Origin of the sequence: Nitratireductor arenosus, from assembly GCF_009742725.1 — a bacterium.
GTDB lineage: Bacteria > Pseudomonadota > Alphaproteobacteria > Rhizobiales > Rhizobiaceae > Mangrovimarina > Mangrovimarina arenosa.
Genome location: NZ_WPHG01000001.1, coordinates 355858 through 379886, shown reverse-complemented (window position 1 = coordinate 379886; position 24029 = coordinate 355858). Strand labels below are relative to the sequence as shown.

Annotated in this window: 24 protein-coding genes; 13 read left to right on the top strand and 11 right to left on the bottom strand. The window is 64.1% G+C overall.

The features are described 5' to 3' along the window. Positions 1 to 28: 28 nt before the first annotated feature. Together GN330_RS01770 and GN330_RS01765 are read left to right on the top strand one after the other, a co-directional pair. Positions 29 to 553: a TRAP transporter small permease gene (locus GN330_RS01770; protein ID WP_156710857.1), complete on the top strand. Its 525-nt coding sequence runs from the start codon at positions 29 to 31 to the stop codon at positions 551 to 553. After that, on the top strand, positions 550 to 1821 hold the full coding sequence (locus tag GN330_RS01765) for a TRAP transporter large permease (RefSeq protein WP_156710856.1): 1272 nt from the start codon (positions 550 to 552) through the stop codon (positions 1819 to 1821). The genes GN330_RS01770 and GN330_RS01765 overlap by 4 nt, the downstream gene beginning before the upstream one ends. 121 nt (positions 1822 to 1942) lie before the next feature. Here GN330_RS01765 and GN330_RS01760 read toward each other — a convergent pair whose 3' ends face one another. From GN330_RS01760 to GN330_RS01725, 8 genes are read right to left on the bottom strand one after another with little or no spacing between them, the layout of a single operon-like run. After that, positions 1943 to 2695: a fumarylacetoacetate hydrolase family protein gene (locus GN330_RS01760; protein WP_156710855.1), complete on the bottom strand. Its 753-nt coding sequence runs from the start codon at positions 2693 to 2695 to the stop codon at positions 1943 to 1945. Between the two features lie 24 nt (positions 2696 to 2719). Further along, positions 2720 to 3535 carry a sugar phosphate isomerase/epimerase family protein gene (locus tag GN330_RS01755; protein ID WP_156710854.1) on the bottom strand — a complete coding sequence of 272 codons (816 nt, stop codon included), beginning with the start codon at positions 3533 to 3535 and terminating at the stop codon, positions 2720 to 2722. Beyond that, a complete protein-coding gene (locus tag GN330_RS01750) occupies positions 3532 to 4743 on the bottom strand; it encodes a UxaA family hydrolase (protein ID WP_197434987.1) in 1212 nt (403 codons plus the stop codon). Before GN330_RS01750 ends, GN330_RS01755 begins: the two co-directional genes overlap by 4 nt. Before the next feature lies 1 nt (position 4744). Next, positions 4745 to 5059 carry a UxaA family hydrolase gene (locus tag GN330_RS01745; RefSeq protein WP_197434986.1) on the bottom strand — a complete coding sequence of 105 codons (315 nt, stop codon included), beginning with the start codon at positions 5057 to 5059 and terminating at the stop codon, positions 4745 to 4747. 33 nt (positions 5060 to 5092) lie between these two features. Beyond that, on the bottom strand, positions 5093 to 6364 hold the full coding sequence (locus GN330_RS01740; RefSeq protein ID WP_156710851.1) for a TRAP transporter large permease: 1272 nt from the start codon (positions 6362 to 6364) through the stop codon (positions 5093 to 5095). Continuing rightward, on the bottom strand, positions 6361 to 6870 hold the full coding sequence (locus GN330_RS01735) for a TRAP transporter small permease (RefSeq protein WP_156710850.1): 510 nt from the start codon (positions 6868 to 6870) through the stop codon (positions 6361 to 6363). The genes GN330_RS01740 and GN330_RS01735 overlap by 4 nt, the downstream gene beginning before the upstream one ends. A 54-nt stretch (positions 6871 to 6924) precedes the next feature. Continuing rightward, positions 6925 to 7917: a TRAP transporter substrate-binding protein gene (locus tag GN330_RS01730; RefSeq protein ID WP_156710849.1), complete on the bottom strand. Its 993-nt coding sequence runs from the start codon at positions 7915 to 7917 to the stop codon at positions 6925 to 6927. 18 nt (positions 7918 to 7935) lie between these two features. Next, positions 7936 to 9108, bottom strand: a complete 1173-nt coding sequence (locus GN330_RS01725) for an ArgE/DapE family deacylase (RefSeq protein ID WP_197434985.1) — start codon at positions 9106 to 9108, stop codon at positions 7936 to 7938. A gap of 164 nt (positions 9109 to 9272) precedes the next feature. On the opposite strand from GN330_RS01725, the gene GN330_RS01720 reads away from it, so the two are divergent. The 7 genes from GN330_RS01720 to GN330_RS01690 all read left to right on the top strand — a co-directional run bounded on the left by GN330_RS01720 (position 9273) and on the right by GN330_RS01690 (position 16437). Next, positions 9273 to 10877 (top strand): PucR family transcriptional regulator, encoded by a 1605-nt coding sequence (locus GN330_RS01720; RefSeq protein ID WP_197434984.1) that lies wholly within the window; start codon positions 9273 to 9275, stop codon positions 10875 to 10877. A gap of 283 nt (positions 10878 to 11160) precedes the next feature. After that, a complete protein-coding gene (locus GN330_RS01715) occupies positions 11161 to 11649 on the top strand; it encodes a 2'-5' RNA ligase family protein (protein ID WP_197434983.1) in 489 nt (162 codons plus the stop codon). Between the two features lie 296 nt (positions 11650 to 11945). Further along, positions 11946 to 12773 (top strand): cytochrome c oxidase subunit II, encoded by an 828-nt coding sequence (coxB, locus tag GN330_RS01710; RefSeq protein WP_156710845.1) that lies wholly within the window; start codon positions 11946 to 11948, stop codon positions 12771 to 12773. A gap of 76 nt (positions 12774 to 12849) precedes the next feature. Beyond that, on the top strand, positions 12850 to 14628 hold the full coding sequence (locus GN330_RS01705) for a cbb3-type cytochrome c oxidase subunit I (RefSeq protein ID WP_156710844.1): 1779 nt from the start codon (positions 12850 to 12852) through the stop codon (positions 14626 to 14628). After that, a complete protein-coding gene (locus tag GN330_RS01700) occupies positions 14625 to 15329 on the top strand; it encodes a cytochrome c oxidase subunit 3 (protein ID WP_156710843.1) in 705 nt (234 codons plus the stop codon). The genes GN330_RS01705 and GN330_RS01700 overlap by 4 nt, the downstream gene beginning before the upstream one ends. Positions 15330 to 15339: 10 nt before the next feature. Next, complete coding sequence (locus GN330_RS01695; RefSeq protein ID WP_156710842.1) at positions 15340 to 16050, top strand: heme-copper oxidase subunit III family protein; 711 nt, start codon at positions 15340 to 15342, stop codon at positions 16048 to 16050. A 9-nt stretch (positions 16051 to 16059) separates the two neighbouring features. Next, positions 16060 to 16437: a cytochrome C oxidase subunit IV family protein gene (locus GN330_RS01690; protein WP_156710841.1), complete on the top strand. Its 378-nt coding sequence runs from the start codon at positions 16060 to 16062 to the stop codon at positions 16435 to 16437. Positions 16438 to 16615: 178 nt separating this feature from the next. Here GN330_RS01690 and GN330_RS01685 read toward each other — a convergent pair whose 3' ends face one another. Beyond that, positions 16616 to 17446 (bottom strand): DUF2189 domain-containing protein, encoded by an 831-nt coding sequence (locus tag GN330_RS01685; RefSeq protein ID WP_156710840.1) that lies wholly within the window; start codon positions 17444 to 17446, stop codon positions 16616 to 16618. A gap of 483 nt (positions 17447 to 17929) precedes the next feature. On the opposite strand from GN330_RS01685, the gene GN330_RS01680 reads away from it, so the two are divergent. Continuing rightward, positions 17930 to 18277: a c-type cytochrome gene (locus GN330_RS01680; protein WP_197435070.1), complete on the top strand. Its 348-nt coding sequence runs from the start codon at positions 17930 to 17932 to the stop codon at positions 18275 to 18277. Positions 18278 to 18358: 81 nt separating this feature from the next. On the opposite strand, the gene GN330_RS01675 is transcribed toward GN330_RS01680, so the two are convergent. Then, positions 18359 to 19294, bottom strand: a complete 936-nt coding sequence (locus GN330_RS01675; protein ID WP_156710838.1) for a heme o synthase — start codon at positions 19292 to 19294, stop codon at positions 18359 to 18361. A 92-nt stretch (positions 19295 to 19386) separates the two neighbouring features. After that, positions 19387 to 20040: a phosphoribosyltransferase gene (locus tag GN330_RS01670; RefSeq protein WP_156710837.1), complete on the bottom strand. Its 654-nt coding sequence runs from the start codon at positions 20038 to 20040 to the stop codon at positions 19387 to 19389. A gap of 408 nt (positions 20041 to 20448) precedes the next feature. Between GN330_RS01670 and GN330_RS01665 the strand changes: the two genes are divergently transcribed. The 3 genes from GN330_RS01665 to xylB all read left to right on the top strand — a co-directional run bounded on the left by GN330_RS01665 (position 20449) and on the right by xylB (position 24029). After that, on the top strand, positions 20449 to 21072 hold the full coding sequence (locus GN330_RS01665) for a LysE family translocator (protein ID WP_343040157.1): 624 nt from the start codon (positions 20449 to 20451) through the stop codon (positions 21070 to 21072). Between the two features lie 10 nt (positions 21073 to 21082). Further along, positions 21083 to 22414 carry a tetratricopeptide repeat protein gene (locus GN330_RS01660; RefSeq protein ID WP_156710836.1) on the top strand — a complete coding sequence of 444 codons (1332 nt, stop codon included), beginning with the start codon at positions 21083 to 21085 and terminating at the stop codon, positions 22412 to 22414. A gap of 163 nt (positions 22415 to 22577) precedes the next feature. Beyond that, complete coding sequence (gene xylB / locus GN330_RS01655; RefSeq protein ID WP_156710834.1) at positions 22578 to 24029, top strand: xylulokinase; 1452 nt, start codon at positions 22578 to 22580, stop codon at positions 24027 to 24029.

Here is a 24029-nt window from a genome sequence, read left to right as displayed (position 1 = left end):
CATTCATCGCCTATCCGCGGAGGTCCGGTTGAAAACGCTGGTTCTGTGGCTCGACGACCGGGTCAGGGAGATCGAGTACCATGCGCTGTGGCTGCTGCTGGCCGCGATCTTCGTCATCCTGACCGCCACCGTCTTCTTCCGCTACGTGCTCGGTGCGCCGATCACCTGGACGGAAGAATTCCTGACGATGCTGTTTACCTGGATGGTCTTCATCGGGGCCAGTTCGGCGCTGTCGACCCACCAGCATATCCGCATCGACATCGTGCTGCGCCTGTTGCCGCCGCGCTACGCGCTGGTCGCGTCGATCGTGGCGGTTCTCACCTGCCTGGCCGTGTTTTGGGTGACCATTCATTACGGTCTCAAATATGCGCGCACGACCTGGGGCGACCTGACGCCGATGATGGGCGTTACTTTCGGTTTCTATACGCTCGCCCTGCCCGTCACCAGCATATGCGCGGCGTTGCACGTGATCCGCGCCTGCGTGGACGACGGGGTGCGCACGGCTTTGATGAGCACCATCGAGGCCCAGGCCGGCGAGGGGGATGAGGCATGATCGCGACATTGCTGCTGCTGCTTCTGCTGCTCCTGCTGGTCGGCGTGCCGACGGCCTATGCGCTGGCCGCCTCGGCGATCGCGGTGATCTGGCTGGAAGGGATTCCGCTGACGATCGCCGTGCAGCGCATGACGGCCGGCGTCCAGTCCTTCCCGCTGCTCGCCATTCCGCTGTTCATCCTCGCCGGAACGCTGATGAACGCGTCGGGCATTTCGGAGCGCCTGTTCGCGCTGACCGGCGCGCTGGTCGGCCATATTCGCGGCGGCATGGCCTATGTGAACGTGCTGACCAACGTCTTCATGTCGGGGATATCCGGATCGTCGCTCGCCGACTGCGCCGCCACCACCCGGGTGTTCGTGCCGCAGATGATCAAGCACGGCTACGACAAGGGGTTCAGCGTCGGGCTGACGGCGTCGGCGGCCGTGCTGGCGCCGATCATCCCGCCGTCGATCCTGCTGGTCATCTATGGCTGGCAGGCCAATGTGTCGATCGGCGACCTGTTCGTCGCCGGCATCGTGCCGGGGCTGGTGATCGCGATCGCGCTGGTCGTGACCGTGGCCGTGATGACACGGCTGCGCGGGTTCGGGCGCGGCGCGGCCTTTTCGGCCGGCAAGCTGCGTGACGCCTTTTTCGACGCGTCGTGGGCGCTGCTGATGCCGGTGATCATCATCGTCGGCTTCCGTATGGGCATTTTTACCGCGACCGAGGTCGCGGCGATCGCCGCCGCCTACGCGTTCCTGGTGGGTGTGTTCGTCTATCGCACGCTGAAGGTTCTGGAACTGCCACGCGTGTTCACCAGCGCGGCCCGCGACACGTCGTCGATCCTGGTGATTGCGGCCACGGCGGCGCCGTTCGGCTGGATCCTGTCGATCGGCCAGGCGCCGCAGCAGCTCCTGTCGTTCCTGTCGGGCTTTTCGGACAATCCGATGCTCATCCTGCTTCTGATCAACATCATCCTGCTCGTGCTCGGCACGTTCATGGAGACGCTGGTGCTGATCATCATCCTGGTGCCGATCCTGCTGCCGCTGATCGAGACCCTGGGCATCGATCCCGTCCATTTCGGCATCGTGATGATCATCAACCTGGTCATCGGCCAGTTGACGCCGCCGCTGGGGGTGCTGATGTATGTGACCTGCGGCATATCGGGAACCAGCATCGGCCAGTTCATGCGCTCGATAAAACCGTTTCTGGTCGCGTTGATCATCGCGCTGCTGGCGATCACCTACATTCCCGCGCTCGCGCTCTACCCTACCGCCTTGCTGCGATAGGCCGGGTGCCGGCGGCTCGTGGCCGCGAACAAAAACGCCCCGCCGATGGCGGGGCGTCGAGGTTGGTTCTTCAGGCCTGAGGCGCGGGAAGCGCGACACGCCCGGCGCTTATGACGCCTGTTCAGGCGACGGTGTTGCGCAGCCGGCCGATCTTGTCGATTTCGACGACGATCTCGTCGCCGGACGCCATCGGCCCGACGCCGGAGGGTGTGCCGGTGATGATCAGGTCGCCCGGGAACAGGGTCATGATGCCCGCCACGAATTCGAAGATCCGCCCGATCGGGAAAATCATGTCGTTGGTGTTGGACGACTGGCGCAATTCGCCGTTCTGCCACAGCTTGATGTCGACATTGTCCGGGTCGAGATCGGTTTCAATGCAGGGGCCGACCGGCTTGTAGGTGTCGAAGGACTTGGCGCGCGTGAACTGGCCGTCCTTCTTCTGCAGGACGCGGTTCGACACGTCGTTGGCGCAGGTATAGCCGAGAATATGCTTGGCGGCGTCGCCGGCCGCGACGTTGCGGGCCGTCGTGCCGACGACGATGCCGATCTCGGCCTCGAAATCGATCCGGTCGCTGGCATTGTCGAGCCGGATTTCCTCGCCGTCGGCGATGATCGCGGACGGCGCGCACATGAACAGCATCGGTTCTTCGGGAACCGGCACGCCGGATTCCTCGGCGTGCAGCGTGTAATTGAGGCCGACGCAGACGAGCTTGCTCGGCGTCACCGGCGCCAGCAGGCGCACCGCTTCGAGCGGCAGCACCTGGCCGGTCCTGTCGATGCCGTCGAAGGGCGGTTTCGACAGGACGGCGACGGCGTCGCCTTCGAGCAACCCGTAGGACGCGCTGCCCTGGTGGGAAAAACGAACGATCTTCATGAAGTCACCTCTTTAAGGGTCGCGTCAGGCGCGAGCGGGAAAATAAGGGCGCATCGCCTCGAAGCTGGCCGCGATCGCGTGCGCGGCATCGGGCACCTGGAAGGTCTCGACCGTCACGTAGCCGTCGAAGCCGCTGTCGATCACGGCCCGCATCGCGGCCTCGATGTCATAGGCGCCGTCGCCGACCGGGAGCCGGTCGGAATCGGTGATGTGGAAATGCCGGAACAGGGCGCCCGCCTCGCGGATCGCGTCGGCCACCGTTTCCCGCTCGGTCAGGATATGGGCGGTGTCGAGCATGACGGCGAGGCTCGGCACGCCAAGCGCGCGGACGAAGTCGCAGGTCTCGCGCGTGGTCAGCAGGCAATTGGCATAGTGGCGGTTCACCGGCTCCAGAACGATCGGCACGTCGGCGAAAGCGCCGGCGCATTGTTCGATTGCGTTGCCGATCCATTCCAGGGTCTGCCCCGGCTCTACGCGGTCCGTGTAGCGCCCGCGCAGCCGGCCGACATTGACCATGGCGCCATATTCGGCGGCAAGATCCATCGACGCTTTCATACGCTCGATCGCCTCCCGGCGACGGGCCGGGTCGGGGTCGGCGAAGGAGAGACCGTCCTGGCCGTAGACCTCGCCGGTGCATACGGCCGGCATGTCGAGACCGGCGGCGCGGATCGCGCCGGCGAGCGCGCGCCGGTCGATCCGGCCGGGATCGCACACCAAAAGCTCGACGCCGCTGTAACCGGCCGCGGCGATGGTGTGCATCGTCGCCTCGACCGGGCCCTGGACGGCGGTCACTTTGGCGGGCGCCACGTCGGGCGTGGCGTACATGTAGGCGAGCTTCATGGCTGCTGGAACCGGAAGTCGTTCTGCTCGGCCAGCTTCTGGTGGATCACTTCCTTGCGCACCACGCTGACATTGGGGATGGCGAATTCCTGAATGTTGAAATACTCAGCCTTCGCCTCCTTGCCGTTGGCGACGTCGAGCACCAGCTCGACGATTTCCTCGCCGACCTGCTTGAGCGATTTGGTGCCTTCGAGCACGTCGCCGGCGCTCAGGTCGATGTCCTCGCGCATCGCCTTGTAGGTGTCGTTGTTGGAGCTGATCTTGAGCACCGGTGCGATGCACGAGCCGGTCGGCGTGCCCTTGCCGGTGGTGAACAGCACCATATGGGCGCCGCCGGCGACCTTGCCGGTCACCGAGGCGATGTCGAAACCGGGCGTGTCCATGATCACCACGCCCTTTTCGGTCGGCCGCTCGCCATATTTGACGATCTGGACGATCGGCTGGGTACCGGCTTTGTAGATGCAGCCGAGCGATTTTTCCTCGATCGTGGTCAGGCCACCCTCGATATTTCCCGGCGAGATGAAAACGCCGCTGTCGTCCTGCGTGGTCATCGACAGCTCGATCTCGTATTCCTTGATCAGCGTCATCAGGTCCTGTTTGATCCTGTCGGTCTTGCCGCGTCGCCACAGGACCCGTTCGGCGCCGACCATCTCGGTGATTTCCGACAGCACCACCGTGCCGCCGGCGCCGACCAGGATGTCGGCGGCCTCGCCGACGGCCGGGTTGGCCGTCAGCCCGGAAAACGCGTCCGAGGAGCCGCATTCAAGCGCCACGATCAACTCGCTGACGTCGCCCTCGTCGCGGGGCTCGGCGGCGATTTCGCCCTTAAGGCGCTCGACGATCTCGATGCCGGCGTCGCGCGTCGAGCGCGCGCCGCCCTGCTTCTGGACGATCAGCATCTCGACCGGCTTGCCGGTCGGCGCGATCGTGTCGGCGATGCGCCGGGCCGAGGCGGTTTCGCAGCCGAGGCTGACCACCAGCACGGCGCCGACATTCTGGTGGCGGCCATGGCCGATGAAGGTATCCTCGGTGGTGGTGTTTTCCTCCGCGTCGAAGGTGCAGCCATAGGGATGCATGAAGGTCACCGCTCCGGTCTTGGAGGCGATGTCGAGCGCGACCCGGTTGACGCAGGAGACGGTCGGGATGACGAGAATATGATTGCGGATGCCGATCGAGCCGTCGGCGCGGCGATAGCCCTTGAATTTCATGTCAGTCACCTTGCTGTTGTGCATGGGATGCGTCGAAGCGGCGGCCTTTGGCGCCGCGGCAATTGTGTACATGCACCCAATGGCCGGCGGAGATCGGCTTTGTGGCGATGCCGATCACCTCGCCGTATTTGTGGATTTCCTCCTGGGCGGCGATATCGCGCAGCGCGATCTTGTGGCCGCGCGGAATGCGCTCCTCCACCTTCAGCGGCCGGCCGTTGCCGATGCCCGACACGATCACCGTCTCGGACGGCAAAAGCTCGACCGTGGCGGTCGCGACATGGTCGCTTTCCTTGATCTGGATGGCTGTCTTTTCCAACATCACACTCCTGGATGGCTCGCCGGGCCCGACCTAGAGGAAGAGGCTCGGCAAGAAGGTCGACAATTGCGGGAACAGGATCGTCAGGATCAGTACCACGATCATCGCCGCAAGGAACGGGAGCACGGCGCGCGAGGCCTCGGCGAAGCGGACTTCGGCGATCTTGGCCGCCGTCATCAGCGTGACACCCAGCGGCGGCGTGTTGGCGCCGATGCACAGATTGACCACGAACATGACGCCGAAATGCAGCGGGTCGATGCCGTATTGCTGGACCACCGGCATCAGAATCGGAATCAGGATGATGATCAACGCGTTGCTTTCCATGAACGTGCCCAGCAGCAAAAGCAGGAAGTTGAGCATGATCAGGAAGGTGAGCGGATCGGGCGCGACCGCGGCAAAGAACGCGGTCAATTGCTGGGGGATCTGCTCCGTGGTCACGATCCAGGCGAACAGATGCGAAATCGCGACGATGAGCTGCACCGGCACCGCGATGCGCAGCACCTGCATGCTGATTTCGGGCAGGTCGGTGAGCTTGACCTCGCGATAGATCACCGCCGACAGGAAAAAGGCGTAGACGACGGCAAGTACGGCGGCCTCGGTGACGGTGACGATGCCGCCCAATATGCCGCCGAGTATGATCACCGGCAAAAGCAGCGGCAGGACGGAGTCCGAAACGGCGGCAACGAATTCGCGCCAGGTGGCGCGTTCGCCCTTGCCGTAGCCGCGGCGGCGGCTGATGAGCAGCGAGACCATGATCAGCAGAAACGCCATCAGCAGCCCGGGAACCAGCCCGCCGATCAGCAGGCCGGCGATCGAGATATTGCCGGTCGCGCCGAGAATGACCATAGTCAGGCTTGGCGGAATGAGCGAGGCGAGCACGCCGCTGCAGCCCTGAAGCGCGGCGGCGAATCCGGCCGCGTAGCGCTTGGCCTTCATGGCTGGGATCATGATCGAGCCGATCGCGGCTGTGTCGCCGATCGCCGAGCCGGAGAGGGCGCCGAACAGCGCGCTGCCGGCGACCGTGACCGCCGCGAGCCCGCCCGAAATATGTCCGATGACGGCGTTGGCGAGTCGCATCATGCGCTGAGTGATGCCGCCATGCTCCATCAGCACACCGGCGAAGACGAACATGGGGAGCGCCAGGAATGGATAGGAGTAGATTCCGGTCGCCGAGCGTTGCGCGACCAGGGCGATGTTGATGTCCTTGAACAGGACATAGGTCAGGCAGGCAAAGCCGATCGCAAACGCGATCGGGACGTTGATGACGATCAGTCCCAGCAGAAGGATGAACAGGACGATGCTCATGACTGCTTCTCCCGCGCTTGGGTGCCGCGCACCGCCCGTACCAGGGCCTCGATGGAAACCAGAACCAGCAGCCCGCCGCCGATCAGAACGCCGATATATTGCCAGGCGCCGGAAATCTTCAGGCCGGGCATGATCGATTCGCGCGCGGTCTCGGCGATCACGAACGCGCCGTAGGTCAGGGCGCAATTGAACGCGAGCATCACGAGTGCGCCCGCGACCTCCGCCAGGCGGTTCAGGGCCGGCGGCAGCCATTCAACGAACAAGTCGATTGCGACATGCTCCTTGCGCTCCAGCATCAGCGCCGAGCCTAGGAACGTCATCCAGACCATCAACAGCAGTGCGAGTTCCTCGGACCAGACCAGCGGCGACTGCAGAAGGTAGCGCCAGATGACCTGGGCGAACATCACGCCGGTCATCGTCAGCAGCATCAGCATCAGCAGCCAATGCACGAGCTTGAGGACGACTTGCTTGAGAGCATTCAAAGGCTGACCCATCGCCAATCCCATCCGCGACACCGTGGGCCGACCCCGTAAGCAGGACCGGCCCGTCGGCGTGCTCACTTAGTTCGAGTATTTACGAACGATTGCGAGGAGGTCTTCGCCGAAGACGCTCTCATACTTGTCCCAAACGGGCTGGACCATTTCCTGGAACGCGGCGGGGTCCGGCCGCGTGACCTTCATGCCTTCGGCTTCGAGCTTGGCGAGCACTTCCTCGTCGCTCTTGCGGATCATCTCGCGTTCCTTCTCCTTCCAGATTTCCGCCTTCTCGCGCAGGATGGTCTTCTGCTCGTCGGTGAGCTTGTCCCAGGCCTGCTTGGAAATCGTCAGGATCGCCGAGCCCCAGATATGGCCCGACAGCGCCAGGTTTTCCTGCACTTCGTAGAATTTCGAGGCGTAGATCGTCGCCAGCGGGTTTTCCTGGCCGTCGACGACGTTCTGCTGCAGGGAGGTGAACACCTCGGAAAACGCCATCGGCGTCGGCAGCGCGCCGAGTTCGCGGAAGGTGTCGAGGCGCAGCTCGGCCTCGGGCACGCGCAGCTTGATGCCCTTCAGGTCCGCCGGCGTTTCGATCGGGCGGGCCGAGTTGGTGATGTGGCGATAGCCGCTTTCCCACCAGCTGAGCGTATTGATGTTCTTGGTCGCCAGAATCTCGGCCAGCGCTTCGCCCAGCTCGCCGTCGACGGCGGCGTAGGCCTTCTCGCGGGTCGGCCAGGCATAGGGCAGTTCCTCGATGATCAGCCGCTTGTCGAGCACCTGTAACGCGCCGGTGCCGAACAACCCCATCTCGACGGTACCGAGCTGAAGCCCTTCGGCGACTTCACGGTCGCCGCCGAGCTGCGAACTCGGATAGACCTGGATGACGACTTCGCCGTCGGTTGCCGCGGCCACGTCCCTGGACAGGCCCTCGAGCGCGATCTGCCAGGGGTGGTCGGCGGCGAAAACGTGCCCCACCTTCAAAGTCGTTTCGGCGTGGGCGATCCCGGCCCCGAGCATGGTTCCGGCGCTCAGCAATGCCGCGGCGAGTGCGGCCTTGGTCTTTGCAATACAGGTCATGGTCTCCCTTTCCTCCTGTTAACGCTTGCTCAAAAACCGCCCGATGATCCGGCGGTAGATCTCGATCGCGCCGAAATAGGCGTCGATGGCGAGGTGTTCGTCGGTCTGGTGCGCCTGTTCCGGTTCGCCGGGACCGAGGATGACGATGTCGCCGCCATGGGCGGCGAATGCGGAGGCATCGGTGAAATATTGCGCGCCGCGTACGGCGTCCGCGCCCCGTTCGGCCAGGACCGACCGACAGTCGGCGACGATCCTGGACGTTTCGTCGGTCAGCAGGCCGGGCAGGTCGAGCGTGGATTCGATTGCGAAACGCGCATCGGGATCCTCCGCGGCGAGCGCGGCGGCCATCGCCTCGATGCGGGCGACGATGGCGCGGTGGTCCTGTCCCGGCACGGTGCGGATGTCGATCGTCATCCGGCACAGGTCGGGAATGACATTGGTGTTGCTGCCGCCGTTGAAAGTGGTGACGGCAAAGGTCGGATCCGACAGAAGCGGCGTCGTGGAGACGCCGAGTTCCAGTGATTTCAGGCGCTCGTAGAACAGATGCAGCTTGTCGACGGCATTGGTGCCGGCCGCCGGCATCGAGCCGTGCGCCGTCCTGCCGAAGCTGGTCACGCGCAGCCACAGAACGCCCTTATGCGCGATCACCAGCCCGTTGCTTGTCGGCTCGGCGATGATCATTGCGTCGAATTCGGGGATCTGCCGCTCGCGCACCATGGTTGCCGCGCCGAGTGCGCCGACCTCTTCTGCATAGGTGGCGGCGAAGACCAGTTCGCCGCGCCACCGGTCGGGCGCGATGTCCTTTTGCTGCATGAAGGCGTAAAGCAGCGCCAGCAGGCCGCCTTTCATGTCGGCCGTACCGCGGCCGTAGACGCGACCGTCCTCGACCGTCGCGGAAAAGGGATCGTGTTTCCAGGCCGCGTCGCCGATCGGCACCGTGTCGAGATGTCCGCTGAGGACAAGGCGCGGCCCGGGGGCGCCGCCCTTCAGCGTCGCGACCAGGTTCGCCTGGTGTTCGTTCTGCTGGAAAATCCGGGCGGGAATGCCCGCTTCGGCCAGCCGCGCCTCGATGATACGGGCCAGCACGATCTCGTTGCCGGGCGGCGAAACGGTGTTGCAGCCAACGACCTGCTGAAGAAAGGAAAGCGCATCACACGGCGCCTCCGCCACCGCGAGGTCGTTGTTCTTCACCAGTTCGTTCTCCCTAAAACCGACGGGAACCCTATCGGCTCGCGGGCGAAAAACTATTGACCACGGGCATGAATCGACTGCTAATTTTTTTGTATCTAAAATACAAATTTGAGTCGATAAGATCGGCCCCGCCGAGGCGAGGATATCGAAAGGGAGCGGACATAATGGCGTTGACCGTCGGGCAGGTTCTGACGTTGCCCGCGATGCAGGACGGGTCGTTGCTCGCCGGCAAGAAGGGGCTCGATCGCGTCGTCGAAACCGCGACGGTGCTCGACGCGCCCGACGCCGTTCGGTGGCTGCGCGGCCAGGAATTGGCCCTGACGTCGACCTATCCGCTGCTTCAATTGCGCCACAGGCTCGACCAGTTCGTTCACGAACTGGTCGAGCACGGCGCGTCGGGACTCGGGCTCAAGCTGAACCGCTATATGAAGCGTGTGCCGCAGAAGATGATCGACTGCGCCGATGCGCTCGACTTTCCCATTATCGTGGTTCCCGAGGGTGTGGCATGGGTCGAGATTATCACGCCGGTCATGTCGAAATTCTTCGAGGCGAAGGCCGGGAAGGTGGTCCAGCCCGAGCTGTTCGGCGGCCGCCTCAGCCAAGCGATGCTGGCGGATTCGGCGCTCCAGGATCTGCTCGGCGACCTCAACGCGCTGCTGGCCAATCCGGTGATGGTGATCAGCCCGATGGACGGTCTGGCGCTGAGCGCGCCGACCAATCTCGAGCCGGACATGCAGGATGCGCTCGCGCTTTTGGAGGAGGAGGGCTGGGCCAGCGAGACGATCGACGTCAAGAACGCGCTCACCCGCCGGACAGGCCGGCGTACCAGCATCGTCTTCACACCCTACGAACATGCGAACGGCATGATCGGCACGCTCGTCGTTGTGGAGAGGAACCGCAAACTGACCGATGAGGAACTGGACCATCTGAGCTACGCGAAAGTTCTGATATCGCTGAAGGTCCGGCAGATTCGGGCCGATCAGAGCGTCATCTTCGAGCGGCAGAACGAATTCGTCCTGTCGCTGATCGACCGCAGCATGGGCAGCCAGACCCGCGCGACGCTGGCGGCCCGCTACAGTGCGATGGGCAAGCGCCTGCATGCGCGTTATGTCGGTGTCGTGATCGCTTTTCACGACATTGGCACCGATCGCTTCCGCGCGCTTTCCAACGCCTTGCGGGTGCATTTTTCGAAACATGGCGAGACAATCACCGGTGTCATACACAACAACCGCGTCGTCATTCTGATTCCGGAGGACGACGAGCGATTGTGCCAGCCGGAGACATTCAAGGAGCAGGTCGATACCAGGCTCATGAAGATCGGCGCGCAGGAGGTGGTCTGGTCGGCGGGCGTCAGCCAGGTCACGGCGGTGGAGCATTTTTATCGCGCCTACGAACAGGCAGAGCAGGCGCTCGAACATGGCCGCAACACAAGCAGCGCCGGCGGCGTGCATCTTTATGACGAGACCGGCTTCTACCGCTTGTTTTCCAAAAGCGCGATGCAGCCGGACGTACATCGCTTCGTTCACGAATGGCTGGGCACGCTGATCGATCATGACGAGACGCACAGGGTCGACCTGATCGAGACCTTCCGGGTCTTTCTGGATTGCAACGGCAATTACCGCGAGACGGCGAGACTGCTCCACATCCACCACAATACGGTGCGCTACCGCATCTCCCAGATCACCGAGATGACCGGCGAGAAGGCTCTGCAACCGAAATTGCGGCTGCACTATCACCTGGCGTTGAAATTACTGCCCCTGGTTTCGTGAGCCGGGGCCCGGGGCAATCACACTCACGGGCGGCGCCGATGCGGACGGTCGATGAAAAGTGACTGGCGGCCTTGTGTTTGTTCTTTATATGTTCTAGTTCGTTGCGAGTGGCGAAGGGGCCGTGCCCGCGCGAGGGTTCACGCGGTTCGGGAATAAGATCGGGCGGGACGTGGAGGCAATGCCCGTGTCGTCGGCCCCTGTTCAATGCGCGTTCGACTTCGTTCAAGATTTTCCCGCCAGGCCGAAACGGCCGGAGCGGCTTTTCTTCGCGATCTTTCCAGATATGCAAACGGCCGCCGTGGCTAGGCGCCTGGCAAGCCGGTTCGTCGAGGAAGCCCGGCTGCCGGAGAAACCGCTACGCGCGGAACGCCTGCACATCTCCTTGCATCATGTCGGCGATTACCGGCGCTTGCGCGAGAAGTTCGTTTATGCCGCACGGCAGGCAGGACAAGCCGTCACGATGCCTCCGTTCGACGTCACCTTGCGCGCCGCCGCCAGCCTTGACGGCCCACCCCGCCGGCCATTTGTGCTGCTCGGCGAAGATGGTCCCGTGTTTACGCTCCATGAAAGGCTGGGTATCGCGATGAGCGGAAACGGCTTGCGTGCGGCCCGCCGCTTCATGCCGCATATGACGCTGTTTTATGGCGCCAAGCCGATGTCGACCGGGGAGATCGAGCCGATCCGGTTCACCGTGCGCGCTTTTTCCCTCATTCATAGTAAGTTGTGGCTTACCGAGTACGAGACGATCGGATGTTGGCGGTTGGGCGACTGAGGCGATCCCGGGGCTGTCCGCGTAAGCGCAGTTCGGCTCGGAGGAATGTCCACAGGGATGACATTTTGACGCAGGTCCAATTGCCGCGCGTCAGCCACTTCCGGGTTCGTCATTGTCAATCAATGACTTGACGTTACGTCGCCGGGCGCTTGCCGGCGACCGGAAAGGCCTTGCGGACCCCGCCGGACGAGCCGCGCCCCGCGATAATGTGGTGTCGGCGTGGAATATTAGGTTATGGTGAGGTGACATCCGGGTTCGGCGCGTCAGCGGCGAAGGGATGCCGGGAGGAACGGTGAATGGCGGTCGCGCTTGTACTCGTTCTTATAGTCGCCGGCTCGGTTCTGTTTCACATCCTGAGCCCGTGGTGGTGGACGCCTATTGCCTCGAACTGGGGCTATATCGACACCACGCTCGTCATCACCTTCTGGATAACCGGCGCGGTGTTCGCGGCCGTTGTGCTGTTCATGGCCTATTGCGTGTTCAAGTTCCGCCACAAGGAAGGCCGGAAGGCGGCTTACGAGCCGGAAAGCAAGAAACTGGAGACCTGGCTGACGGTCGTCACCGCCTTGGGCGTCGCGGTCATGCTCGCACCCGGCCTGTTCGTCTGGTACCAATTCGTCACGGTGCCCGACGACGCCGTCGAGGTCGAGGTCGTCGGCCAGCAATGGCAGTGGAGTTACCGCCTGCCCGGCGCCGACGGCAGGCTGGGTACGTCCAACAGCCGTCTCATCAGTTTCGAGAACCCGCTCGGCGTCAATCCCGACGACCCGAACGGACAAGACGACGTCGTGGTCGAGGCGGGGGATCTGCACCTGCCGATCGGCAAACCGGTCAAGATGCTGTTGCGTTCGATCGACGTGCTGCACGATTTCTACGTGCCGGAGTTCCGCGCCAAGATGGATATGGTGCCGGGCACGATCACCTATTTCTGGTTCACGCCGACACGCACGGGAACGTTCGAGGTGCTTTGCGCGGAACTGTGCGGCACCGGCCACGGCTATATGCGTGGCATCGTCATGGTCGACACGGAGGAAGACTATCGGGCCTGGCTGCAGGACCAGTCGACCTTCGCGCAACTGACGGCGCCGGAAAAGGTCAGCGCCGCCGGGGATGTGCGGCCGTGAGCGGGGAGGCGGCTGCATAGGATTTTGCGTCGGTCCCGCCGGAAACGGGCGCGCCGCACTGACGGGAGGTGGATGAATGGTCGATATCACGCCCCATGCCGACAATACCGTTCCGGCCGCGGAAGTCGCCGATGTCGAACTCTACCATCCGAAAAGCTGGTGGACGACCTATGTCTTTTCGCAGGACGCCAAGGTCATCGCCATCCAGTATTCCGGCACCGCGATCGCGATCGGCATGGTCGCACTCGTGCTGTCGTGGCTGATGCGCCTGCAGCTCGGTTTTCCCGGCACCTTCGATTTCATCACCCCGGAAGCCTATTACCAGTTCATCACCATGCACGGCATGATCATGGTGATCTACCTGTTGACGGCGCTGTTTCTCGGCGGGTTCGGCAATTACTTAATCCCGCTGATGGTGGGCGCGCGCGACATGGTGTTTCCCTATGCCAACATGCTGTCCTACTGGATCTACCTGTTGGCCGTGCTCGTTCTGGTTGTGAGCTTTTTCGCGCCGGGCGGGCCGACAGGCGCCGGCTGGACGCTCTATCCGCCGCAGGCGATTCTTTCGGGCACGCCGGGTGGCCAGGCCTGGGGCATCATCTTGATGCTGGTCTCGCTGATCCTGTTCATCATCGGCTTCACCATGGGCGGGCTGAACTATGTCGTCACCGTGCTGCAGGGGCGTGCGCGCGGTATGACGCTGATGCGCATGCCGCTGACGGTGTGGGGCATCTTTACCGCGACCGTGATGGCGCTTCTGGCCTTTCCGGCCCTGTTCGTGGCCTGCGTGATGATGCTGTTCGACCGGCTTTTGGGTACCAGCTTCTTCATGCCGGCGCTGGTCGAGCTCGGCCAGCAGCTCGAATATGGCGGCGGCAGCCCGATCCTGTTCCAGCATCTGTTCTGGTTCTTTGGCCATCCGGAGGTCTATATCGTCGCGCTGCCTGCCTTCGGCATCGTCTCCGACCTGATCAGTACCCATGCCCGCAAGAATATCTTCGGCTACCGGATGATGGTGTGGGCGATCGTCATCATCGGCGCCTTGTCTTTCGTCGTGTGGGCACACCACATGTATGTATCGGGCATGCATCCCTGGTTCGGTTTCTTCTTCGCCACCACCACGCTGATCATCGCCGTTCCGACCGCGCTCAAGGTCTATAACTGGGTGCTGACATTGTGGCGCGGCGACATCCATCTCACCCTTCCGATGCTGTTTGCGCTCGCCTTCATCGTCACCTTCGTCAATGGCGGGCTGACCGGTCTGTTCCTCGGCAATGTTGTCGTCGACGTGCCCTTGTCCGATACGATGTTTGTGGTCGCGCATTTCCATATGGTCATGGGCGTGGCGCCGATCCTGGTGATTTTTGGCGCGATCTATCACTGGTACCCGAAGATCACCGGTCGCATGCTCAACGAGGCGATGGGCCAGTTCCATTTCTGGGTCACGTTTCTGGGCGCCTACGCGATCTTCTTTCCGATGCATTATGTCGGGCTGGTCGGCGTGCCGCGGCGCTATCCCGATATTAGCGGCACCGCCTTCATCCCCGAATCCGTGCATACGCTGAACGCGTTCATCACCATTGCCGCGCTGGTCGTCGGCTTTGCCCAGCTCGTTTTCCTGTTCAATTTGTTCTGGAGCCTGAAATTCGGCCGCGACGCCGGCGGCAATCCCTGGCGGGCGACATCGCTGGAATGGCAGACGCCGACCACGCCGCCGCCGCACGGCAATTGGGGCGATACGCTGCCGGTGGTCTATCGTTGGGCCTATGATTATTCCGTGCCAGGCGCGCCGGAGGACTTCATCGCCCAGAACGATCCCGGGCCGCGTACGGCGCAAGCGGCGGGGCCGGCATGAGCGTCATCCTGGTCTTCCTGCTCGTGGTTCTCGGCGTCGCCGGCTGGTGGCTGTCGCATCAGCGGCTGATGTCGAAACCCTGGCTGGAACAGGGCGTGCCGGCGGCGTTTCCCGACACCGACGTGACCGGCATGCCGACGGCGAAGATCGCGCTCGGCATCTTCCTGGCCGTGGTCGGCGCGCTGTTCGCGCTGTTTGCCAGCGCCTATTTCATGCGCATGGACTATGCCGACTGGCAGGCCACGCCGCTGCCTTCGGTTCTGTGGCTCAACACCGCGATCCTCGTCATGGCCAGCATCGCGCTGCAAATCGCCGTCGCGGCGTCGCGCCAGGGTCATGGCACCACGGTGCGACTGGCGCTGGTCACGGCCGCGCTGACCACAGTCGCCTTTCTGGCCGGACAGTTGATGGCCTGGCGCGACCTGACGGCGGACGGCTATCTGCTCGACGGCAATCCCGCCAGCAGCTTTTTCTACCTGATCACCGGCATGCACGGGCTGCATATCGTCGCCGGCATCGTCGGCCTTGCGCGCGTCAGCGCGCGCAGCATGCGGGGCAGCAACGATGAAAACACGCGCCTGGGCATCGAACTTTGCGCCATGTACTGGCACTTCCTGCTTCTGATCTGGCTGGGCGTGTTCGTGCTGCTCGCCGGCTGGGCGAACGATTTCATCGCAGTGTGCCGTCAGTTTCTGATTTGAGGGGTGGATAATGGCCGATACCGCACATACCGCACCCGACCGGCCCGATGGCCTCAAGGGCATCGCCTCGGACTGGGCATCCGACCAGCGCGCTTTCAAGACTGCGAGCTGGGGCAAGTCGATGATGTGGATATTTCTGTTGTCCGACACGTTCGTGTTCGGCTGTTTCCTGTTGTCTTATATGACGGCGCGGATGTCGACGACGGTGCCCTGGCCGAACTCGAGCGAGGTATTCGCCCTGCATATGTTCGGCGCCGATATTCCGCTGATCCTGATCGCGATCATGACCTTCGTGCTGATCTCGTCGAGCGGTACGATGGCGATGGCCGTCAATTTCGCCTACCGCCGCAACCGGCGCATGACGGTGATCTTGATGCTGTTCACCGCGCTGATGGGCGCGACCTTCGTCGGCATGCAGGCGTTTGAATGGACCAAGCTGATCCAGGAAGGCGTTCGGCCGTGGGGCAATCCATGGGGCGCGGCGCAGTTCGGCTCGTCGTTTTTCATGATCACCGGCTTTCACGGCACCCATGTCACGATCGGCGTCATCTTCCTGCTGATCGTCGCCAGAAAGGTCTGGCGCGGCGATTACGATCGCGGCGAGCGCGGCTTCTTCACCAGTCGGCGCGGCGATTACGAGCAGGTCGAGATCATGGGCCTGTACTGGCACTTCGTCGATCTGGTCTGGGTTTTCATTTTCGCATTCTTCTATCTTTGGTGAGGGACGCTCATGTCTTCGTCATCCGCGCATGCACATGAAACGCAACCGGGCGAGGCCGCCGTCGCCGGCCATGGCGATGGCCAGCAGCATCCGATCCGCCTCTATCTGCTCGTCTGGGGCTGGCTGTTCGTCTTGAGCGCCTGTTCCTATATGGTCGACTATATCCACCTCGAAGGCCTGTTGCGCTGGGGCCTGATCCTGCTTTTCATGGTTCTCAAGGCGGGGCTGATCATGGCGGTTTTCATGCATATGATATGGGAACGGGCGGCGCTTTCCTGGGCGATCATCCTGCCGCCGATCGCCGTGCTGGTGTTCGTGGCCATCATGGTGATCGAGTCCGATCATACGGTTTTCACCAGAATGACCTTCTTTTCCGGCGGTGGATAGCGCGCGCAAAAACTCCGAGAACGCAACAGTATGAAACCCGGCCGTCGCGGTTGGGCGGGACAGTGCGATCTCGGCAGAGGCGCGACGCGGCCCCTGGAGCGGCCCAACCTTGCGACCAAGCGAATGTCGGCTGCCAGATCTGTTTCGGGCAGCCGACGGGAGAGAGGCGTCTGCGGTCTTACTTCGCTGCCGAGGATGAGGCCCGACGCGTTCCTGCAGGCACGATCGCCTTGCGGTAGATGTGCCAGGTGGCGTGGCCGAGCACGGGAATGGTAACCGCAAGGCCGGCGAGAAGCGGCAGCGAGCCGGCGAGCAGCCCGATCGCCACGATCAGACCCCACAGCATCATGGGGACCGGATTGGCCAGCACCGCGCGCGCGGAAGTTTCGATCGCCGCATAGGCTCCGACATCACGTTCGAGCAGGAGCGGGAAGGCGATTACCGTGGTGCTCAGCACCACAAGCGCGAACAGGAAGCCGACGAGATTGCCGACGATGATCAGCGCCCAACCTTGCTGGGTGGTCAAAAGACCGGTCAGGAAGGCCGGGACCGAGACGGGCTCGGCCGTGCCGAACAGCCAGACATACAGCGACTGCGCGGTATAGAGCCAGGTCAGGAACAGAACCACGAGAAGGGCGCCGACCGCGATGATGGCCGGTATGGCGGGCGATTTGCGCACTTCCAGCGCATGCGACCACGACGTGTCGAGCCCAAGCTCGCGGCGACGGCTGATTTCATAAAGCCCGATCGCCGCGAAGGGGCCCAGAAGCGCGAAACCGGACATCAGCGGAAACAGCAATTGCAGCGCGTTGCCGCCCGAAGCCCAAGTCAGCAGGATGATGCCGGTGACGGGATAGATCAGGCACAGAAAGACGTAATGCGACGGCTTTTCCCAAAAATCCTCAAAACCGAGCCGCAGGGCGTCGAACACGTCTCCGACGCTCATATGCCGCACCTTGGGATGCGCTATCGTTTTCTGGGATCCTGCAAAGACGTGAAAACTCGCCATGACCACTCCTCTTGGATCGTGTCCCGGGGGTGCGGTTCGTGGTGCCGTCTTCTGACGGTTCTGGTCACACGAAATCCGCGACCTGACTCAGCCAGCATAACCGCAAGTGGGCATTTTGTCGCGGCCTTTTGTTTGGCCGGGGGCGCGGTTGCGCTGGCGCGCATCGCCGATCTTGGCTAACCTTGCACGATGCGATGACGGCTCTGGAGGTCGGCGATGGACCGCAGACTGCTGCTGTTGATCGGGATCAGCCTAGCAATCCTTCTCCTGATCGGATTCGGCATGGGGGGATTGTGAGCCGCTTGCCAGAAATCGCTTGGCACCTCCGCGCCGTTGCGCGGACTTGGCCGAAGACGATCGTGTCGGACGGCATCGACCACCGGTTAACCCGTCGTTTCGGCCGAACTGACAATCAACTGAGGAGGAATGCCCGCCATGACCTTGAAGATCTTGCTTGCCGGGACTTGTTTCGGCCTTGTGGTGATGATGTCGCCGGCGGCGATCGCGGCCGACGCGGCGGCCGGAAAGAAAGTGTTCAACAAGTGCAGGGCCTGCCACGATGCGGAGAACGAGAAGAACAAGGTGGGCCCGCATCTGGTCGGAGCCGTGGGCCGCACTGCCGGTTCGCTGGAGGACTTCCAGCCGCGCTATTCGGCCAACATGAAGGAAGCCGGCGCCGGCGGCCTGGTCTGGGACGAGGAAAATCTCGCCGCTTATTTGCGCAACCCGAAAGACGTCATCCCCAAGGGCAAAATGGCTTTTCCCGGTTTGAAGGATGACGAGGATATCGCCAACGTCATCGCTTATCTCCAGGCCGACCCGAAACCCTGAACGATATTCCCCCGAGAACCTTGCGCCCGAGCGTCTCAGCGCGGCCGGGTTTTGCGGATGGCGCCCGCGCGCCCGTTCGGCTCAGCCGGCGAACAGAGCGCGGATGACGAGCGTATCCGCGAGCAGCAATGCGAACAAGGCGAACAGGTAGAGGATCGAGTAGGCAAACAACCGGCGTTCGGGCCGCGTCGCGCCCGATGCCTGGCGGGGCTGGAGCGTAAGCCATGCCTGACGGACGAAGCCGGCGCCGAGCACGGCCGCGCCCAGCCCGAACGCGGGGCCGGCAAAGCCGAGTGGCCAGGGGAGCACACCGACCAGTGCGGTGGCGACCGCATAGGCAAAAATTTGCCGGCGGGTGGATGCCGATCCCGCCACGTTCGGCATCATCGGTATGCCGGCCCGCGCGTAATCATGCTCGCGCAGCAGGGCTAATGCCCAGAAATGCGGCGGGGTCCACAAGAAGATAATCATGAACAGCACAACCGCGTCTGCGCCGACCGAACCGGTGGCGGCGGCCCAGCCGATCACCGGCGGCAGTGCCCCGGCCGCGCCGCCGATGACGATATTCTGCGGCGTTCGGCGCTTGAGCCAGATTGTGTAGACGACGGCATAGAAAAAGATCGTGAAGGCGAGCAGCATCGCTGCGAGCCCGTTGGCGGCCGCGGCCAGAAGCAAGGTTCCGCAGACGGATAGAAACAGGCCGAGCGCGAGTGCGGCCGCCGGTGCGATCCGTCCGCGTGGAACGGGGCGCTGGCTGGTGCGCGCCATGGCCGCGTCGATGTCGGCGTCGTACCACATGTTGAGCGCGCCGGCGCCGCCGGCGCCGATGGCGATGGCGCAGATCGCAACGACCACCTGAACGGGGGGCAGCGCGCCCGGTGCGACGAGAAGTCCGACAAGGGCTGTGAAGACCGCAAGCGCCATGACGCGCGGCTTGATCAGCGCCAACAGATCTTTCAGCGTCGCTCGCCCGAACAGGAGGCGTTCGTCGCCGAGGGGTTCGTGGCTCACCGGCATGCGCGACGCCTTCCATGGACAAGCCAGCGTAGCCATCTCCGGTTGCAATTGCAACGAAGATGCCGACAGCGGATGCGACGTTTCGCAAAGCTCTAACGCACTGTATCCGCCGGCCCGGCCTCGGCCAGAATCTCCAGGACCTCGCGGTCGGAAAGCTGCGGGAAATCGCGATAATGCAGGCTTAAGGCCCGGAACGGAACGGGCCGTAGCGGACACACGATCGTGCCGGCTTCGCGGGCCAGCACAGCGATCACGTCCGGCGGGGCGACGGGAACTGCCAGGATCACACGCGCCGGGCGGCGGCGGGCCAGGGCGCGGAGCGCGGCTTTTACCGTGGTGCCGGTGGCGATACCGTCATCGACGAGGATCACCGTGCGGCCGGCGACGTCGAGCGGTTCGCGCGTGCCGCGATAGGTCTGCCGCCGACGCTCGAGTTCCGGCCGTTCGCGTCGGGCAAGCGCTTCGAGCTCGGCGGGGTCGAGCCCGTAGGCCGCGACGGTTTCGTCATTGGCCACCAGATCGGGAGGGTCGCCGTCGACCAGCGCGGCCAGCGCCAGTTCCGGATTGTCGGGAGCGCCGACCTTGCGAACGACGAGAATGTCGAGCGCGGCGTTCAGGACCCTGGCGATTTCCGCCGCGACTGGAACGCCGCCGCGCGGCAGGGCCAGCACTACCGGCCGATCCGGTGCCATCGTCGAGATTTCGGCGGCGAGCAGACGGCCCGCCTCCCGCCTATTCCGCAACATTGTCGATCCCTCCCGTGATCGCCATGAAAAGTGCGGGAAATGATGCGGGCTGCCAACCCCTCCCGTCGGGGCGTGCATGACCGTTGCAGGGGACGCGGTCTCGGGCGGACAAAAAAGGCCGGATCTTGCGATCCGGCCCGAAGCATGGAAGCGCCCTTTGGGCGAAACCTCCAGAGGGGAACGCTCATAGGTCCGAAACGGGAGGTGAAGACCCGATGAGCATTTTCTAATATGTTTGGGGCGCGCTCGGTCCACAAGTGCCGAAACCCGAAATTGACTGGTCCAGGCGAGGGTGCATGTCCGGGTATTCGCGGGCCCGCCGCCGGGTGGGTGGCGGCAAAGCGGCGCACGGCTCTTTACAGCCGTTCCAAGCCGTGAATTGCTATCGTACCTGGACAGGAGCAAACAGTGATCTTCGAAACATGGCTTGCCTTCGCGGCCGCTTCGGCGGTTTTGCTCATCATTCCCGGACCCACCATCCTGCTGGTGGTGTCCTACGCGCTCGGCCAGGGGTGGCGTGCGGCGCTGCCGATGGCGTTCGGCGTGGCGCTCGGCGATTTCACGGCGATGACGCTGTCGATGCTGGGCATCGGCGCATTGCTAATGGCGTCAGCCACCATCTTCACGATCGTGAAATGGGCCGGCGCGGCCTATCTGGTCTATCTCGGCGTCAAGCTGTTTCGCGCCGGGGCAGTTCTCGATGCGCAGCCGCGCCGCGATGCGACGGCGGCGGGCAAGATGCTCGGCCATGCCTGGCTGGTGACGGCGCTCAACCCCAAAAGCATCACCTTCTTCGTCGCCTTCCTGCCGCAGTTCCTCGACCGGCAGGGGGATTTCTGGCTGCAGATGGCGATCTTCGAGACAACGTTCCTGGCACTGGCCTTCGCCAATGCGCTTGGCTATGCGCTGGCCGCCTCGCGGGCGCGTGCCGTGGTCGGCAACCCGCGCATCGTGTCGATCTTCAACCGGACCGGCGGCACGCTGCTGGTCGGGGCCGGCATCGCCACGGCGGTGTCGCGGTCAGGCCAGTAGGGCGCCGGCGATGACCATCCACGACCGGCTCGGCTTCGCGCTGTCGGGTGCGAGCGCCGACAGCGCCGAGGATTACGAGACGGGACTTGCGGCACTGCAGCGTTTCGCCGGCGATCCGATCGGCGCGGTCGAGCGTGCGCTTGCCGCCAGTCCGGGTTTCGTCATGGCGCATGTGCTGAAGGGCTGGCTCTACGGTCTTGCCACCGAGCCGGACGCCACCAGGATCGCACGACGCTGTTACGAGACAGCTGGCGCGCTGCCGATGACGGCGCGCGAGGCCGGCCATGTCGCCGCGCTTGGCGCTTTGTCGGAGGGCCGATGGCACCGGGCGGGACTCCTGCTGGAGGACCTGACCATCGATCTGCCGCGCGACGCGCTCGCGCTCCAGGCCGGCCATCAGATCGACTTCTTCACCGGAAACGCGCGCATGCTGCGCGACCGTGTCGCCCGCGCTTTGCCCGTCTGGGACGCGGCGATGCCCGGTTATCATGCCATTCTGAGCGCACACGCCTTCGGGCTGGAGGAGACCGGTGATTACGCGCGCGCGGAGGCGAGCGGTCGCCGGGCGGTGGAGTTGGAGCCGCGCGACGGCTGGGGCCAGCACGCGGTGGCGCATGTCATGGAGATGCAGAGCCGTCAGGCCGACGGGATCGCCTGGATGCGGGCCAATCCCGATAATTGGACGGCGGAGAGTTTTTTCCAGGTGCATAATTGGTGGCATCTAGCATTGTTTCATTTCGATCTTGGCGACATCGACGAAGTGCTCGCGCTCTATGACGGGCCGATCAATGGCGGGGTGAGCGCCGTCGCGCTCAACATGGTCGACGCCTCGGCGATTCTGTGGAGGCTTCACCTGCGCGGCATCGAAACCGGCGGGCGATGGACGCGTCTGGCGGAACTGTGGGCGCCTTTTGCCGACGCTGCCAACTACGCTTTCAACGACGTGCATGCGATGATGGCCTTCGCCGGCGCCGGGCGCGGCGATCTCGCCGCAAGTCTGGTTGCGGCGCAACGCGCGGCGATCGAAAGCGGCGGCGACAACGCTGCCTTCACGCGCGACGTCGGCCATCCCGCCAGCCTGGCGATCAGGGCCTTCGCCGATGGCGACTACCCGACGGCGATCGGGCTCCTGAAACCGATCCGCGCGATTGCGCACCGTTTCGGCGGCAGCCACGCCCAGCGCGACGTGCTCGACCTGACGCTGGTGGAGGCGGCTCTGCGCGGCGGGGAGCGCGCGCTTGCTAGCGCCCTGGCGGTGGAACGACATGCGCTCCGGCCGCAAAGCCCGTTTTCCGATCTTCTGCTGCGTCGCGCCCAGGCTTTGCCGGCAGCGGGCCCTTGATTTTTTCCGAGACACGAAAAAAATAGCGCGAATCGACGTTTGACCAGTTTTCATCGCTGGCAGATTTGCTATGACTGTGCGGGGCGCAACTGGTCGGACCAGATAGGCGCGCGAAAACGACGTTGCTGCCTTTGGGGCACGGCGTCGGCGGGAGGACGGACGCATGTATCTCGGGCTCGACCTCGGCACGTCGGGGGTCAAGGCGCTGCTGATCGACGAGACCCAGGCGATCGTTGCATCGGCGAGTGGGGCGCTTACGGTGTCGCGGCCACACCCGGGCTGGTCGGAGCAGGATGCGGACTGGTGGATCGCGGCGACGCGAGAGGCGCTGGACAGGCTGAAATCGGACCACGCAACCGCGCTTGCCGCCGTGCGCGGCATCGGCCTTTCGGGCCAGATGCATGGGGCGACCGTGCTCGGCGCGGACGACCGGCCGCTAAGGCCCGCGATCCTGTGGAACGACACGCGCAGCCATCGGCAGGCGGCGCTACTCGACGCCGATCCGCGATTTCGCAAGATCACCGGCAACATCGTCTTTCCCGGTTTCACTGCGCCGAAACTCGCCTGGCTGCGGGACCACGAGCCAGGATTGTTCGAGCGCGTGCGCAAGGTGCTTTTACCGAAGGACTATTTGCGTCTGTGGCTCACCGGCGCGCATTTTTCCGAGATGTCGGACGCGGCCGGCACCGCCTGGCTCGATGTCGAAAACCGGCGCTGGTCGGACGATTTGCTGGCCGCCACCGGGCTTGACGCCGCTCACATGCCGGCGCTGGTCGAGGGCACCGAACGCTGCGGAACGCTGCGCGCGGGATTGGCGGCGGAATGGGGCATGGGCGCGGACGTGATCGTTGCCGGCGGGGCGGGCGACAACGCCGCCTCGGCCTGCGGCATGGGCGCGGTGCGGGTGGGTGACGCCTTCGTCTCGCTGGGCACGTCGGGCGTCCTGTTCGCGGCCAATGAGCGGTATCTACCCAATCCCGAAAGCGCGGTCCACACGTTCTGCCATGCGCTGCCGGCCGCCTGGCACCAGATGGGCGTGATCCTGTCGGCGACGGATTCGCTCAACTGGCTGGCCGGCATAACCGGCCGGCCGGCGGGCGATCTGAGCGCCGAACTCGGCGATGCGCTGCAGGCGCCGGGCAGCGTATCCTTTCTGCCCTATCTGTCGGGCGAGCGCACGCCGCACAACGATGCCGCGATTCGCGGCGCCTTTTGCGGCCTCGGCCATGAGAGCGACCGTACGGCGCTGACGCGGGCCGTAATGGAAGGCGTGGCGTTCGCGTTGCGCGACAATCTGGAGGCGCTGAAGGAAGCCGGTACGCGCCTGGAGCGGGTGACGGCGATCGGCGGCGGATCGCGCTCTATCTACTGGCTGAAGGCGATCGCGACAGCCCTCGGCCTTCCCGTCGACCTGCCCGCCGACGGAGATTTCGGCGCCGCCTTCGGTGCCGCCCGGCTTGGCCTGATCGCGGCCGAGGGGGCCGACCCGCTCGCTGTCTGCACGGCGCCGGCGACGGCGGCGACCGTCGAACCCGACGCGGCGCTCGCCGGCGCCTACGCGGATGGCTATGCCCGCTACCGGGCGCTCTACCCGGCGATCGGGGGCGTGCGATGA

Bases quoted from the DNA above. Each gene is read 5' to 3' on its own strand.
- GN330_RS01720 (WP_197434984.1), top strand. From the start codon at position 9,273: ATGGCGTTGACCGTCGGGCAGGTTCTGACGTTGCCCGCGATGCAGGAC.
- GN330_RS01685 (WP_156710840.1), bottom strand. From the start codon at position 17,446: ATGGCGAGTTTTCACGTCTTTGCAGGATCCCAGAAAACGATAGCGCAT.
- GN330_RS01730 (WP_156710849.1), bottom strand. From the start codon at position 7,917: ATGACCTGTATTGCAAAGACCAAGGCCGCACTCGCCGCGGCATTGCTG.
- coxB (WP_156710845.1), top strand. From the start codon at position 11,946: ATGGCGGTCGCGCTTGTACTCGTTCTTATAGTCGCCGGCTCGGTTCTG.
- GN330_RS01700 (WP_156710843.1), top strand. From the start codon at position 14,625: ATGAGCGTCATCCTGGTCTTCCTGCTCGTGGTTCTCGGCGTCGCCGGC.
- GN330_RS01760 (WP_156710855.1), bottom strand. From the start codon at position 2,695: ATGAAGATCGTTCGTTTTTCCCACCAGGGCAGCGCGTCCTACGGGTTG.
- GN330_RS01690 (WP_156710841.1), top strand. From the start codon at position 16,060: ATGTCTTCGTCATCCGCGCATGCACATGAAACGCAACCGGGCGAGGCC.
- GN330_RS01715 (WP_197434983.1), top strand. From the start codon at position 11,161: ATGCAAACGGCCGCCGTGGCTAGGCGCCTGGCAAGCCGGTTCGTCGAG.
- GN330_RS01695 (WP_156710842.1), top strand. From the start codon at position 15,340: ATGGCCGATACCGCACATACCGCACCCGACCGGCCCGATGGCCTCAAG.
- GN330_RS01680 (WP_197435070.1), top strand. From the start codon at position 17,930: ATGATGTCGCCGGCGGCGATCGCGGCCGACGCGGCGGCCGGAAAGAAA.
- GN330_RS01765 (WP_156710856.1), top strand. From the start codon at position 550: ATGATCGCGACATTGCTGCTGCTGCTTCTGCTGCTCCTGCTGGTCGGC.
- GN330_RS01750 (WP_197434987.1), bottom strand. From the start codon at position 4,743: ATGAAATTCAAGGGCTATCGCCGCGCCGACGGCTCGATCGGCATCCGC.
- GN330_RS01705 (WP_156710844.1), top strand. From the start codon at position 12,850: ATGGTCGATATCACGCCCCATGCCGACAATACCGTTCCGGCCGCGGAA.
- xylB (WP_156710834.1), top strand. From the start codon at position 22,578: ATGTATCTCGGGCTCGACCTCGGCACGTCGGGGGTCAAGGCGCTGCTG.
- GN330_RS01755 (WP_156710854.1), bottom strand. From the start codon at position 3,535: ATGAAGCTCGCCTACATGTACGCCACGCCCGACGTGGCGCCCGCCAAA.
- GN330_RS01740 (WP_156710851.1), bottom strand. From the start codon at position 6,364: ATGAGCATCGTCCTGTTCATCCTTCTGCTGGGACTGATCGTCATCAAC.
- GN330_RS01735 (WP_156710850.1), bottom strand. From the start codon at position 6,870: ATGGGATTGGCGATGGGTCAGCCTTTGAATGCTCTCAAGCAAGTCGTC.
- GN330_RS01670 (WP_156710837.1), bottom strand. From the start codon at position 20,040: ATGTTGCGGAATAGGCGGGAGGCGGGCCGTCTGCTCGCCGCCGAAATC.
- GN330_RS01660 (WP_156710836.1), top strand. From the start codon at position 21,083: ATGACCATCCACGACCGGCTCGGCTTCGCGCTGTCGGGTGCGAGCGCC.
- GN330_RS01675 (WP_156710838.1), bottom strand. From the start codon at position 19,294: ATGCCGGTGAGCCACGAACCCCTCGGCGACGAACGCCTCCTGTTCGGG.